The sequence below is a fragment of the Rhodoflexus sp. genome (genome assembly GCF_053489755.1).
This window is the reverse complement of record NZ_JBRCHD010000059.1, coordinates 36,141-49,128: the sequence shown is the minus strand read 5'-3', so window position 1 is coordinate 49,128 and position 12,988 is coordinate 36,141. Positions and strand designations below refer to the sequence as shown.

Annotated in this window: 13 protein-coding genes and 1 tRNA gene; 11 read left to right on the top strand and 3 right to left on the bottom strand. The window is 46.4% G+C overall.

Annotation, left to right across the window (positions count from 1 at the left end):
* Window positions 1-62: 62 nt before the first annotated feature.
* The gene (locus ACWIP2_RS13605) at window positions 63-953 is read left to right on the top strand and encodes a DUF58 domain-containing protein (RefSeq protein ID WP_448520491.1); all 891 of its coding nucleotides are present in this window, start codon (window positions 63-65) and stop codon (window positions 951-953) included.
* A 268-nt stretch (window positions 954-1,221) separates the two neighbouring features.
* On the opposite strand, the gene ACWIP2_RS13600 is transcribed toward ACWIP2_RS13605, so the two are convergent.
* On the bottom strand, window positions 1,222-1,758 hold the full coding sequence (locus tag ACWIP2_RS13600; RefSeq protein WP_448520490.1) for a GNAT family N-acetyltransferase: 537 nt from the start codon (window positions 1,756-1,758) through the stop codon (window positions 1,222-1,224).
* Window positions 1,759-1,797: 39 nt separating this feature from the next.
* On the opposite strand from ACWIP2_RS13600, the gene ACWIP2_RS13595 reads away from it, so the two are divergent.
* The 4 genes from ACWIP2_RS13595 (at window position 1,798) to rdgB (ending at window position 4,684) form a co-directional block, all read left to right on the top strand.
* Entirely contained in the window at window positions 1,798-3,303 is a 1,506-nt protein-coding gene (locus ACWIP2_RS13595; protein ID WP_448520489.1) for an oligosaccharide flippase family protein, read from the top strand.
* Window positions 3,304-3,393: 90 nt separating this feature from the next.
* Window positions 3,394-3,467: transfer RNA gene (locus ACWIP2_RS13590), tRNA-Asp, on the top strand.
* Window positions 3,468-3,590: 123 nt separating this feature from the next.
* Window positions 3,591-4,106 (top strand): FKBP-type peptidyl-prolyl cis-trans isomerase, encoded by a 516-nt coding sequence (locus tag ACWIP2_RS13585; RefSeq protein WP_448520488.1) that lies wholly within the window; start codon window positions 3,591-3,593, stop codon window positions 4,104-4,106.
* Complete coding sequence (rdgB, locus tag ACWIP2_RS13580; protein WP_448520487.1) at window positions 4,103-4,684, top strand: RdgB/HAM1 family non-canonical purine NTP pyrophosphatase; 582 nt, start codon at window positions 4,103-4,105, stop codon at window positions 4,682-4,684. Before ACWIP2_RS13585 ends, rdgB begins: the two co-directional genes overlap by 4 nt.
* A gap of 5 nt (window positions 4,685-4,689) precedes the next feature.
* Here the strand turns inward: rdgB and ACWIP2_RS13575 are convergent, their stop codons facing one another.
* Entirely contained in the window at window positions 4,690-5,307 is a 618-nt protein-coding gene (locus ACWIP2_RS13575) for a NifU family protein (protein WP_448520486.1), read from the bottom strand.
* A gap of 103 nt (window positions 5,308-5,410) precedes the next feature.
* On the opposite strand from ACWIP2_RS13575, the gene ACWIP2_RS13570 reads away from it, so the two are divergent.
* On the top strand, window positions 5,411-6,835 hold the full coding sequence (locus tag ACWIP2_RS13570) for a hypothetical protein (RefSeq protein ID WP_448520485.1): 1,425 nt from the start codon (window positions 5,411-5,413) through the stop codon (window positions 6,833-6,835).
* A gap of 179 nt (window positions 6,836-7,014) precedes the next feature.
* Window positions 7,015-7,593: a hypothetical protein gene (locus tag ACWIP2_RS13565; RefSeq protein ID WP_448520484.1), complete on the top strand. Its 579-nt coding sequence runs from the start codon at window positions 7,015-7,017 to the stop codon at window positions 7,591-7,593.
* A 90-nt stretch (window positions 7,594-7,683) separates the two neighbouring features.
* Here ACWIP2_RS13565 and ACWIP2_RS13560 read toward each other — a convergent pair whose 3' ends face one another.
* The gene (locus ACWIP2_RS13560) at window positions 7,684-8,391 is read right to left on the bottom strand and encodes a cell division ATP-binding protein FtsE (RefSeq protein WP_448520483.1); all 708 of its coding nucleotides are present in this window, start codon (window positions 8,389-8,391) and stop codon (window positions 7,684-7,686) included.
* An 88-nt stretch (window positions 8,392-8,479) separates the two neighbouring features.
* Between ACWIP2_RS13560 and ACWIP2_RS13555 the strand changes: the two genes are divergently transcribed.
* The 4 genes from ACWIP2_RS13555 (at window position 8,480) to rny (ending at window position 12,984) form a co-directional block, all read left to right on the top strand.
* The gene (locus tag ACWIP2_RS13555) at window positions 8,480-10,297 is read left to right on the top strand and encodes a TrkH family potassium uptake protein (RefSeq protein ID WP_448520482.1); all 1,818 of its coding nucleotides are present in this window, start codon (window positions 8,480-8,482) and stop codon (window positions 10,295-10,297) included.
* 335 nt (window positions 10,298-10,632) lie between these two features.
* Window positions 10,633-10,986, top strand: coding sequence for a hypothetical protein (locus ACWIP2_RS13550; RefSeq protein ID WP_448520481.1), 354 nt, complete (start codon window positions 10,633-10,635; stop codon window positions 10,984-10,986).
* A gap of 31 nt (window positions 10,987-11,017) precedes the next feature.
* Window positions 11,018-11,290: a cell division protein ZapA gene (locus ACWIP2_RS13545; protein ID WP_448520480.1), complete on the top strand. Its 273-nt coding sequence runs from the start codon at window positions 11,018-11,020 to the stop codon at window positions 11,288-11,290.
* Window positions 11,291-11,388: 98 nt separating this feature from the next.
* Window positions 11,389-12,984 carry a ribonuclease Y gene (gene rny, locus ACWIP2_RS13540; protein ID WP_448520479.1) on the top strand — a complete coding sequence of 532 codons (1,596 nt, stop codon included), beginning with the start codon at window positions 11,389-11,391 and terminating at the stop codon, window positions 12,982-12,984.
* Window positions 12,985-12,988 lie beyond the last annotated feature (4 nt).

The following is a 12,988-nucleotide window of genomic DNA, read 5'->3' as shown; positions in this document are numbered from 1 at the left end:
AAGAAGGCTTTTTGCTAAAGCCTGTCCGATTATGTAGATTTGCTTATAACAACTGACAGATCTTGGAAAACAATCTTCGTGAGCTATTTTTCAAACTGCGCCGCTACGAACTCAAGATACGCAAGGCGGTCAACACACAGATGCAGGGCGACTTCCACTCGGTCTTTAAAGGTTCGGGGTTGGAGTTCGACGATGTACGCGCCTACCAATACGGCGATGATGTCCGTACAATCGACTGGAACGTAAGTGCCAAAGGGCACGGCATCTATGTGAAAACTTTCAAAGAAGAAAAGGAACAGAACGTGTTCCTGATATTAGATGTCAGCGGTTCGCAATACATTGGCAAGCCTCAGCAACAAAAAATTGACTACGGACGCGAAATTTGTGGCATTTTGACAATTTCAGCACTCAAAGAAAACAGCTCGGTAGGCTTACTTTGCTTCAGCAATCAGCGCGAAAAATATATCAAACCCAAAAAAGGCACGAAACACGTCTATGAACTGCTTAGTTCGATGTTTCGGCTGGAGCCTGCCTCTTTCAAAACAAGTTTGGATAAGGCCATGGCGATGGCGATGAATATTATCCGCCGCAAGAGTATCGTAGTGCTGGTCAGCGACTTTGTGGACGAGGGCTACGAGCGCAACCTGAAAGCTATGGCAAAAAAGCACGACCTGATCGTCATTCACTTGGCAGACCACAGAGAGAGTACACTGCCACCCATGGGGATTGTACCGCTGTTGGACAAAGAAACGCGCCGCACAATATGGGTCAATACTTCGTCGGATGAGTTCCGCGAGCGCGTGGCAGGACAATTCAGCCAGAAACGCGAAGTCCTTGAAAAGTTATGCCACCAACTTAATGCTAACTACTTGTTTATAGATACTTCGGAAGACTACGTACCGCGCTTGGTGAAACTGTTTAAAATTAGGAATAATACCACAAGGAAACCTTGATTCCCAGTTATTGATTTGCTGTGTATTCAGTCAAAATAAAACGCCTCCTCATGCTCGTTGATTACTTGAGGCTGTCCAAAAAGGCTGAATGTAGTACAGACTCCAGTCTGTAGCTATTTGATTATCAAGTGACTAACAAATCACAGACTCAAGCCCGTGTTACTTTTTGGACGGCCTCGATTGACCCATCATGCAATTCATAATGGTATAAACATAAGATTTTTTGTCAAATTTGCAGGGATAGGATGTGCGCTGCTCCTGCCTTGTCTTATTGTTTCATCTCCCATTTCATCACGTAATCACAAGTAACACTATTGCCCATTACAAACCGGTCGTTGCCGCAAACCACAAAGCCGTTTTTTTCATAAAAACGAATGGCGCGGGCGTTTTCGGTCCAAGTAGCCAGCCACATACCCTTTGCACCTTTTTGGCTGATAAAATCCTTAAGTTCGTTCATCAGCAGGTTTGCTGTGCCTTTGCCAATGAAGTCAGGCATTAGGTAGAACCGATGGAGCTTCCACCAATTACCCTCAGGCAGCGAGTCGTGTGTTTTGCCTGCAATGAGCTTTGCATAACCCATTACTTCGTGCTGCAAACTTTCCATAATGAAAAAATAATTATCAGGATCGGCAAGTTCTGCTGCTATCTGCGTTTCGTTGAAGGCTTTTTCGAGGTAGTCGGCCATATCTGCTGCATCGCTCGTATCAATAAAAGCACTGTAAAACGAGGTGCGCCCTACGTGTGCTAACAAGGCTGCGTCTTCCGCATCGGCAATGCGAATATGAATCAGGGCAATGGTTTGCATCAGCGATTACTGTATTTTTGGCTCAAATTACAAATTGCATTGGGACTTCTGAAAAAACTTGGTTCTGAAACCGCTATCTACGGACTGAGCAGCATCATTGGGCGTGCTGTCAATAGTGTGCTGATGGTTCCTTTCCACACTGCCGTTTTTACAGATCCCGGCGAATACGGTATTAATTCAGTTTTTTACGCCTATGCTGCTTTTTTCAATATTGTTTACACTTTTGGGATGGAAACCGCATTTTTTCGCTTTGCTACCCGCGAGCGGCAGCATTTGCAAAGCTATTTTAATCAGTCAATTACAGTTATTATCGTTGTGGCGCTATTGGGTTCGGGGCTGCTTTGGCTTTTTGCTGATGAGTTGGCAGCGCTGATCCGTTACCCCGGACTGGGGCTGTATGTGCGCTGTTTTGCCCTGCTTTTTGCCATTGATGCGATAGTTGCTATTCCCTTTGCCCGCTTGCGGCTGGAAGGTCGTCCGGTGTTGTTTGCTTCGCTCAAACTGGGCAGTATTTCCCTTTACGTAGGGCTGAATTTCTTCTTTCTTTATGTTTGCCGGAAAGCTGTCGCGGGGGAAAGTTTCCTATTCATGCAGGATTTTGCGCAGCAGATTTTTAAGCCTGAGTGGGCTGTTGGCTATATTTTCCTCGCCAACCTGATTGCTAATGCTGCACAGTTGCCTGCTTTTGCTTTTGTATTCAAAGGTTTTCGCTTGCAGTGGCATTGGCAGACGCTGCAGCCGATGTTGCGCTATGCCTATCCGCTGCTGTTCATGGGGCTGGCAGGTATTGTAAACGAAGTGATTGACCGCCAGATGCTTAAATGGCTTCTGCCCGAAGGCTTTTATGCAGGTATCAGTACCGACGGGGCTATTGGTATCTACAGCGCCTGTTTCAAATTCGGCGTATTCATCACGCTGGCCGTGCAGGCTTTTCGCTACGCTGCCGAGCCGTTTTTTTTTGCGCAGGCTGCCAATAAAAACTCGCCCGAACTGTTTGCCCGCATTATGCACTATTTTATTATCGTTTGCTTGCTGATGTATGTGGTTATTGGTGCAAATATTAACTGGGTACAGTACCTGCTGCTGGGCAGCGATGCGTACCGCGAGGGACTTGCCGTAGTGCCTGTATTGCTGCTCGCCAACTGTCTGCTGGGCATTTACTATAACTTGACCGTTTGGTTCAAAATTACCGATCGCACGCACTACGGAACATGGTTTGCGGCTCTGGGTGCAGCGCTTACGGTTGGCGGCAATTATCTGCTGATTCCGGTTCTGGGTTACATGGGTGCTGCCTTGATGCACTTGATTTGCTATGCTGCAATGAGTGCAGTATGTCTTTACTACGGGCAAAAGTTCTACCCGATTCCCTACCGTTGGCAGCCTGCTATTGCCTATGCAATTGGGGGGATAGTAGTTGTGTATGCAGCACAACTAATTGATTTTCAAAATTTTATTTGGAATCAGGTGGCAAATCTGGCAATGTCGGTCGCTTTTGCAGTAGCTGTTTTCATGCGAGAGATTCGTCCTTTACTACGCTGTCTTTAAGGGCTTCCTCAAAAAAATTACGATTTTTTCATGCAGGGTATTGTACAAATAAATATTGGATTCTAATTTTGTGGTATCAAAAAGGCGTTCGGAGTGGTAGTTCAGTCGGTTAGAATGCCTGCCTGTCACGCAGGAGGTCGCGGGTTCGAGCCCCGTCCATTCCGCAAAAACACTTACAAGCATTTGTAAGTGTTTTTTTATTTATGGCAATTTGCCTGTCAATCATCTGTACCTAATCTGTCAGTTTTTTGGTATAAATTTGCCATACCTGACACCATTTAACAACTATGCACAAAACTGTTTGTTTCATACTCTTTTTGGGATTAGTGGCTATTTTAGGCGCCTGTAGAAATAGGGATAGCGTTAGTGTAGAGGTATTGCGCGAGAGAGAAGATCGCATTATCAACGACTGGCTGGCCGAAAACAACATCACGAATTTTCAGCGCACCCCCTCCGGCTTGGTTTACATTCCAACCACAGAAGGCGTTGGCGCAAAGATGCGTGTCAATGATTCGGTTACTGTACACTACACAGGCAATCTACTCTACGGCAGGATATTTGATAGCAGTCGCTTTTCCAATCGGCCGTTTGGGGTGCGCATTGGTCGCACGCAGGTCATTGCAGGGTGGACAGAAGGTTTGCAACTGATGCGCCTTGGCGAGCGAGGTATTCTGATTATTCCTTCGTCGCTGGGCTATGGCAGCCAAAGCCAAACCGATCCGCGTACAGGACAGGTTACCATCCCGCCTAATGCAATTCTGCAATTTGATATTGAGATACTCAATGTCGTTCGTCAGCAATGATACAGGAGATTTGTTTTGCTACACGCAACCAGTACAAGCGTGAAGAAATTGCCGCTCAATTAGGCGGCAATTTCCGCTTACTAACCTTAGACGAAATAGGCTGCACAGAAGAAATTCCCGAACCTGATGCAACAATCGAAGGGAATGCAGCATACAAAGCCCGTTACGTATGGGAAAAGTATCGGATACCGTGCTTTGCAGATGACAGCGGGTTAGAGGTAGCTGCCTTAGGCGGCGCACCGGGCGTACATTCTGCCTATTATGCAGGCCCTTCGCGCGATTTTAAAGCCAATTATGAGCGCGTATTGCAAGAACTTCGCAATGTCAGCGATCGCAGGGCGCAATTTAAAACAGTTATTGCATTAGCACAAGCCGATGGCACTGTGCGGCTTTTTACGGGAGTTATTACAGGAGCAATCACACAATCGCCGCGCGGCGGCAATGGTTTCGGCTACGATCCTATTTTCCAACCCGATGGCTATGCCGTTACATTTGGTGAGATGGAGGCAGCGCTGAAAACACAAATCAGTCACCGCGCACGCGCTATGCAACAGTTGTTAGACTTTCTCAAACAATAAAGCGCTTATACACCTTCTGCCACAACGGTTTTAACCTCGCCCGGCATCATGCGCGTCAGCAGATTTTCGATACCCGCTTTGAGTGTAATGGTAGAAGAAGGACAACCGCTGCATGAACCTTGCAGTAGCACTTTCACCACCCCTGTTTCAGGCTCGAAAGAGTGGAACATGATATGTCCGCCGTCCATTTCAACTGCAGGGCGGATATACTCGTCCAAAATGCCTTTGATTTTTTTCACCGCTTCCGAGTCGTCGGGGTTGAGCGCAGGGTTTTGCGCTGCGCTTTCGCCTCCTTCAAAAACAGGGCTGCCTTCTTCTAAGTAGTTTTTCAAGAAGTGGCGTATAACGGGCACTTGCTCCGCCCAGTCTGAAGCCTCGTCTTTGGTGATGGTTACAAAGTTACTGGCAATGAATACGCGCTGCACAAATGGAAACTTGAACAGCTCCTGCGCCAGAGGCGAATCGGTAGCCGAAGCCGCATCGGGATAATCTTTAACAGTCTCTTCGTTGACAGCCAGCATCGTGTTGGCAACGAACTTCATAGCGTTAGGATTCGGAACGGCTTCTGTGTAGATGTTGATGAACTTCTTATACAGATTTTCAACGTTATAGGCAGGTTTCATAAATACAATGGGATTTAGACTAAATACAAACACAAAAGTAGGTCATTTTGTGCGATTTGGCCGTGAAATTATTTTAGTTTACGAATTGTAAAACAGGTGCGGAATGCTAGAAAGATTATTGAACCGCTTGCCTTGGGTGTATGGTGCGTTTGTGCTTGTATGGATGATCCTGCCGCTTTTCTACATTGCGCGATACAACCATGCCGGCGCTGACGATTTTGAGGTGAGTGGTCTATTGGTGCGCACACAGAGTATATGGCAAACTGCAATGGCGCTGATGGAGCGCTCTGCGGCATATACAGGCGTTTTCGCACAGGCTATTTTTCAACCCGCAGATGTGCAGGGGATTGGGTTCCGCGTAGTGCCCGTCGCAATTATATTAACCTATCTGGCTACCTTTTTTGTAGGGATAAGGTCGCTTTTGTCCCGTAACTCTTTACAGACCTACGGGTTGTTGGCGCTCGGCTTTTTCGCTGTCTTTTTCAGGCTAATGGAAAGCCCCGCGCAAACGTTTTTTTGGAGCATGTCCGCTATTGCCTATGCTTCTTCATACACATTGGCGATTGTATTCTTGGTATTACTTGGACGTTATCTGAGCAGCGAGCAGGCAAGAATAACTCAGTTCGGATTACTTTTTCTTGCGATGGTTGCGGCCTTGGGTACGCATCCTGTTGTGTCGCTTCTGATTGTGGGGCTGTGCGTAGGTGCATTGTGCTATGCAGGCTGGCAGGGGCAACGCCAGCTATACCTGCCTTTAGGCTTGCTGCTTGTGGTGGCTGTGGTGCTATTAGGATTGATACTGGCAGCACCCGGTTCGTTGCGTCGCATATCCGAAAGCGGGCATCAGGGCTGGCTGGATCGTCCTGTGCTGTCGCCTTTATATTTTGCATTCAATATGTACAGGGACTACGTTGCCAAGTGGTTGTCGGACAGTCTTTTTATGCTTAGTTCGCTTGCCCTGGTAGCGTGGCTGATAGAGAAGCGCATCACTCCCCGCCTGCCGATGCCTTTGTGGTTGCCCTTTGTACTGACTTTTGGCTTTGGGTATATGTGGTTTGCAGTGCCCAAGTTGCTGGTGAATTACATTGCCCTGCGACAAATTGATACGGGGATAGCATTCTTTCTAACAGGCTGGTTGGTTTCATTAGTCTATGTGGCGGCTTTTATTCGGCGGCAATGGGTTGTTGGAGAAACCGGCACATGGTTGCGGCCTGTCGTTTTTGCGGCGATGATCGCAACCTTGCTTTTGCCGCAGTACGTGTCCAATATGCGATTTCTTTGGGTTGATATCAGATCCGGCACTGCTGCCCGATACGATGCAGAGGTAAAAAGTCGTTATCACGTCATCGGTCTATCCCGGGCGGAAAAAAAGGTACTTGTGTTGGATAGCCTGCAAGCTATGCCCACGATGATCTACAAAGGAGATTTGGAAGTTAACAGCAATTACTGGCTCAACCGTTCATTTGCGAGCTACTTTGGAATAGCTGCTGTAACTGTTAATCGAGCACCTGACAAATCTGATCCATAAGTAGCGATTTGCAAAATAATCAGTAATATGTATCTATTATTGCACAATTGTTAAATATTAAAATTTAATATATTGATAATCAGCAATTTAAAAAATTAACTGCTCAAAAATTGCAACTTTTTTAAAATAACAGATTATTTTTGCAATGAATTAAATGTTTAACCTAATTCATTACAAAAATGAAAAAGTTGATTCAAGCAGTACTGGTAGTTGCAGCCGGAATGGTTGCTGCTCCGCTTTGGGCCGCCGACGGACCCAGATTCAACGTTGCAGCAGTTAAAAATGCTGAAAAAGTGGTTTTTGCTTGCGACAATTCGGCAGGTGAGAAATTAGTCCTGAAAATCAGAGACAAAGAAGGAAATGTAGTACATCAGGAAACCATTGTACAATCGGCTGCTCGCTTGTACGACGTGAGCATGTTGGGCAAAGGTTCTTACCGCTTCGAACTGGTTGGCAAGAATGGTGTAACCAGCAGAATGGTAGAGGTAAGTGGCAAAGAAGCCAATAACTTAGTGATGAACGTTACCGAAGGAGCACAAAAAGGAATGTTCCATTTGGCATATTTCCAGAATTTTGCCCAAGAGAAGGTGTACATCCGGATCTTCAATGAAAAAGGCGACGAAATATACAGCGGTAGCTCAACTGCCGAAGATTTCTCCCGCTTTTTTAACCTCTCCAAACAACCTTCAGGTAACTACACCTTCACTATTACCTGTGGCGAGCAAGTTCTTTCTCAAACCATCCGCATCGCTCGCTAATTTCCATCACTAATTACTTTTTCAAGCCAAAGGGGATTTGTTCATTGTAACAAATGTGGAAATGAAGACCCTCTTTGGCTAATTTTATTGTTATTCGTTGATTTTGCGGATGATGTGCTCGCGGGGAATGTCGCGCACGGTATGATTCTCGCAGAGTAACACGCGGGCAGGAAAACGTCTCAGGAAACTGTGATTGTGCGTTGCCATGAGTACGGCTGTTCCGCGCTGGTGGATGCGCACAAACAAATCCAAAATATCAGAAGCTACTGCCGGGTCTAAGTTGCCCGTAGGTTCGTCGGCAAGGAGGATGTACGGCTCGTTGATGAGCGCACGAGCGATTGCAATGCGCTGTTGCTCTCCTCCCGAGAGTTGATGCGGCATTTTTGCTGCCGTATTGAGTAACCCTACCTGCATCAACACCTCGCTGAGCCGTGTTTTCATTTGTACGCGGTCTGTCCATCCGGTGGCTTTCATCACAAACAGGAGGTTATCTGCTACGCTGCGGTCGTTGAACAGTTGAAAATCCTGAAAAACAATCCCTAATTTACGCCTCAGAAAGGGCATTTCTTTGCGACTGATTTGCCCCAAACGATACCCTGCTACCTCGCCCGTACCGCCTGCCAGCGGCAGATCTGCGTACAATACCCGCAGCAGCGAGGTTTTGCCGCTGCCGGTTTTTCCCAGCAGATAAACAAACTCCCCTTTGTCAATTGCAAAACCTGCACCTTTGATGACGGGCTGTTGTTGGTTGTGCATAATAACAACATCATGCAGGCGAATGATTGTATCTTTCGACATAGCAAAGTTGGGTAGGTCAAATAAAAGCTAACTTCAGGTGTACTACTTACAGGTTGCTTACATTTGCAAAGTAAGAAAAAATTAAATTATGGCTTGGAGCCGTTTCGATAGTTTCTTTTTTCAATACAGCGAATCCGTCAATCGCTTGCTGCGGTGGCTTTCTTACCTGACCTCTGTGCTGACTGTGCTGCTGCTGATCTATCGCTACGGATTCATACATGCGCCGCAGGCATATGAGCAAATAAAGTACATGTACAAAATGCTGCTGCTGCTGTTCCTGCTCGTTTTTCTTATGCGCTGGTTTTTCAGTATCAATCGTTTGACCTTTTTGCAGCAATCGCCGCTGGAATCGGTTTTGTATGGGCTACTGGTGGCGCATATCGTTCTGGAGCAATTGATAGGCATACCACCGGTTTTGTACTATCTGCTTCTGTTTTCCATTAATCCTGCACCGCTGATATACGAGCACTTGACGGGGGTCTTTATGCTCCTGCTAACGATACTGGATCTGGCGCGGCTTTCAACGCTGCTGGCAGAGATCAAGGTAAAGCCGGGGGTTATTTTCATTGCCAGTTTTGCGCTACTCATTCTAATAGGCACGGGGCTGCTGATGCTTCCCTCAATGACGGTTGAGGGAGAAATTACTTTTCTGGATGCCTTGTTTACCGCGGCCAGCGCCAGCTGTGTAACGGGTCTGATTGTGGTAGATACCGGCACTTTTTTTACAACTAAAGGACAGGTCGTAATCATGCTCTTATTCCAGTTGGGTGGTTTGGGAGTGGTGTCTTTCGCCACGTTTTTCGCCACTTTTATGAGTGGTGGGGTAGGCATTAAGCAACAGTCTATGCTACAAAACCACCTCAGCGCCGAGTCGCTCACAGAGGCAAAGGCTGCCTTGCGCAAAATTGTTACGATCACTTTTATCATTGAGCTACTAGGTGCGATTGCGATTTACAATGCATGGGGCGACGATCGCTGGGAAGGCGGCGCAAGTCCCTTTGCCAATACAGGGGAGCGCATTTTTTACTCGGTATTTCATTCTATCTCCGCATTCTGTAATGCAGGTTTTAGCCTTTTTACCGATGGCTATTACAACCACGATTTTTTCATTCATGAAATGTTCGGTCTTCATTTCGTTACCGTCATTATTGTTGTATTTGGTGGGCTGGGCTTTAATGTGATCGAAGATATTTTTTCACCTGCTAATATCCGCGAGCGGATTGCCAGACCTTGGAAAAAGCTCCAACTCAGCACCAAGATTCCACTGGCAGGAACGCTTATTCTACTGACAGGTGGTACGCTGGCCTTTATGATTTTGGAGTATGATCAGCTGCGGGTGCTTAACATCGGGCAAGCCTTTGTTACGGCGCTTTTTCAGTCAGCAGTAACGCGCACAGCCGGCTTCAATACGATGGACTTTAGCACTTTGCAAAATCCAACGATTATTTTGTGCATCTTCCTGATGTTTATCGGGACGGCTCCCGGCAGTACGGGAGGCGGGATCAAGATCAATACCTTTGCACTTGTCTTGCTTTCTGCCATTCGCAACATTCGCGGCGAGAAAAAAATCATTATCGAGCAGCGCTATATTCCCAACGAGTTGGTCAGCCGCGCCTTTACGCTGTTGCTTTTTGCATTTACCTACAACAGTTTTGCCGTGTTGCTGCTCACAATCACCGAAGCGGGGCAGCCTATCCACGTATTGGTTTTTGAGCAGATTTCTGCCTTTGCTACCGTAGGGCTAAGCATGAACTTGACCTCTTCGCTCAGTGTAGGTGGCAAAATTGTTATTATCCTCTCCATGTTCATCGGGCGAATTGGCCCGCTTACGCTGGCTATTGCCCTTAGTGGTACACCGAAAAGTAACCTGCTCAAGTACCCGCGCACCTACCTAATGATTGGTTGATTTTAACCTTATACCAGTATGAATTGCATGATGGGTAAATCGAGGCTGTCCAAAAAGTAACATGGACTTTAGTCTGTAATTTGCTAATCGCTTGATTATCAAATAGCTACAGACTGAAGTCTGTGCTACATTCATCCTTTTTGGACAGTCTCAGGAAAAAGGGGCAGGGTTGATTTCAATGCTACCAATATGCAATCCCTACGGAATAAAAATCTACGTGGTAGCTGATTCATTTCAGTACTAATTTAACAAGATCTCTACCTTTGTTTTTGCATTATTAAAACCGACTTTGTATTTTTGTTAGTTAAGAATCAAAGTAATCGTTTGCTGTTGAGTTGACTACCTCGTCTGAGATACCTGTAACACAATATCCTCCTGACAGCCCTGAAGCTGCCTTACAACGGCTGGAAGATAAAATAATCCGTCTGTTGAGTGCCTACAGGGAAGCAGAGCGGCAGCGTTTGCAGTTAGCAGAAGAAGTTAGCAACCTTCGCGCAACGATTAGCAATATGCAGGAAACTTCCTACAAAGCTGCTCAAAAGGCAGATATACTAGTAGGTAAATTAGCTGCATCACTGACAACCAATGATCTGACAGTGGAAGAATTAAAAGAGTGGCTGGATCAATACATAAAAAAAATAGATCACGCGTTATTTTTTTTATCCGATCAACTACCCAAAAATGAGTAAACAGTATTTGAATAAATAATTGAGTGTAGGTATGCAGATCCAAAGTGTAAAAGTAATGATTGCCAATCGGGAATACAGCCTCAAGGTTGCACCTGAGGACGCGCCATTACTTGAGGAAGCTGCTGCACTGCTCAGACAACGTATTCAGGATAAACAGGAACGGATGCGCCTCTACGATAAGCAGGATCTACTGGCAATGGTAGCCTTTGATAAAGTAGTGGAGGAGTTGACACTCCGAGAAAGTACAGCAGCCGTTATGCAGAAAATTATAGATTTGGAACGCCTGATCCCTGATACATTATAGTTACTGTTCTCCCGTTCTGATTTCTTCTAACCGTCCGTTCATTGCGTTGCCGGCAGCACCCTGCATGATGGTATCATTTTTATATATACAGTTTGACAATGACGGACGTAATTATTGCTATCGTATCCCTGCTAGTAGGTATTGGCATCGGGTACTTCCTGTTGATGCGGGTTTTCAAACAAAAAGAGTATGAGGCTGCCGAAAAAGCATCGCTGATCATCAGAGAAGCTGAGTTGAAAGCAGAAAGTGTTTGGAAAAACAAGGAGATCGAATACAAAGAGCGTTTCCTTAAGCAGAAAGCTGAGTTTGAAAACGACATGAACCGCCGCAAAGAGCAAATCATCACTAACGAAGGAAAGATCAAGCAGTACGAGAACAGGCTCAAGCAGATAGAAGCCAATCTGAAAAAGAAAGAGCAAAGCCTCACTAAGGCACAAGAGCAACTCAAAGAGAAGTTAGAGGAAAACGAGAAGTTGCGCGAAAGCATTGCCAAGCAAATGGATATTGCTGCTAAAAAGATCGAAGAAGCCGAGCAACTGCGGCTCTCACAGGTGTCGCAATTAGAGACCATTGCCAATCTGAAAGCAGACGAGGCCCGCGAGCAGCTCATCAATGCGCTCAAGAGCGAAGCACAAACCAAAGCCGCCGCCGAGATTAAAAATATCATGGAAGAGGCGCGCCTCACAGCAACAAAGGAGGCTAAGAAGATTATTATCAATACCATTCAGCGCACAGCTACCGAACACGCCATCGAAAATTGTGTTTCGGTATTCCACTTAGACAGCGACGATCTCAAAGGCAAAATCATCGGTAGGGAAGGACGCAATATTCGTGCACTCGAAGCTGCAACAGGTGTCGAAATTATCGTTGATGATACGCCTGAGGCAATTATTCTCTCAGGATTCGATCCTGTGCGTCGGGAAGTTGCCCGACTGGCGCTGCATCGCCTCGTAGCCGATGGGCGCATACACCCTGCCCGCATTGAGGAAGTGGTTGCCAAAACCCAAAAGGCCATCGAAGATGAAATTGTTGAGATTGGTGAGCGCACGGTAATCGAGTTAGGCATTCATGGACTGCATCCTGAACTGATTAAAATGGTCGGACGGATGCGTTTCCGCTCGTCTTACGGACAAAATTTGCTGCAACACTCCAAAGAAGTAGCTAAAATGTGTAGCATTATGGCTGCCGAAATGGGATTGAACCCGAAGTTGGCTAAACGCGCAGGTTTGCTGCACGATATTGGCAAGGTATGGCACGAAGAGCACGAACTGCCGCATGCACTGCTGGGAATGGAACTGGCGCAGAGATACAAGGAACATCCGGAAGTTTGCAACGCGATCGGTGCGCACCACGACGAGATTGAGATGACATCTATCATCGCACCGATCGTACAGGCTTGCGATGCTATTTCCGGCTCGCGTCCGGGCGCTCGCCGCGAAATGATGGAAAGCTACGTACAGCGCCTCAAAGATCTGGAAGCACTTGCCCTTTCGTTTAAGGGTGTAAACAAATGCTATGCAATCCAAGCAGGCAGGGAATTGCGCGTAATTGTAGATGCGGATAACGTATCAGACAAGAAAGCAAGTCAAATGTCCTTCGATATTTCGCAAAAGATCGAAAAGGACATGCAGTATCCCGGTCAGATCAAAGTTACGGTCATCCGCGAAACCCGCTCGGTGAGCTTCGCAAAATAAAAGT

What these genes read in the sequence shown, in the direction of transcription:
- ACWIP2_RS13600 (WP_448520490.1), bottom strand. Translation starts at nt 1,758, where the DNA reads ATGCAAACCATTGCCCTGATTCATATTCGCATTGCCGATGCGGAAGAC.
- ACWIP2_RS13585 (WP_448520488.1), top strand. Translation starts at nt 3,591, where the DNA reads ATGCACAAAACTGTTTGTTTCATACTCTTTTTGGGATTAGTGGCTATT.
- rdgB (WP_448520487.1), top strand. Translation starts at nt 4,103, where the DNA reads ATGATACAGGAGATTTGTTTTGCTACACGCAACCAGTACAAGCGTGAA.
- ACWIP2_RS13575 (WP_448520486.1), bottom strand. Translation starts at nt 5,307, where the DNA reads ATGAAACCTGCCTATAACGTTGAAAATCTGTATAAGAAGTTCATCAAC.
- ACWIP2_RS13570 (WP_448520485.1), top strand. Translation starts at nt 5,411, where the DNA reads ATGCTAGAAAGATTATTGAACCGCTTGCCTTGGGTGTATGGTGCGTTT.
- ACWIP2_RS13565 (WP_448520484.1), top strand. Translation starts at nt 7,015, where the DNA reads ATGAAAAAGTTGATTCAAGCAGTACTGGTAGTTGCAGCCGGAATGGTT.
- ACWIP2_RS13560 (WP_448520483.1), bottom strand. Translation starts at nt 8,391, where the DNA reads ATGTCGAAAGATACAATCATTCGCCTGCATGATGTTGTTATTATGCAC.
- ACWIP2_RS13555 (WP_448520482.1), top strand. Translation starts at nt 8,480, where the DNA reads ATGGCTTGGAGCCGTTTCGATAGTTTCTTTTTTCAATACAGCGAATCC.
- ACWIP2_RS13545 (WP_448520480.1), top strand. Translation starts at nt 11,018, where the DNA reads ATGCAGATCCAAAGTGTAAAAGTAATGATTGCCAATCGGGAATACAGC.
- rny (WP_448520479.1), top strand. Translation starts at nt 11,389, where the DNA reads ATGACGGACGTAATTATTGCTATCGTATCCCTGCTAGTAGGTATTGGC.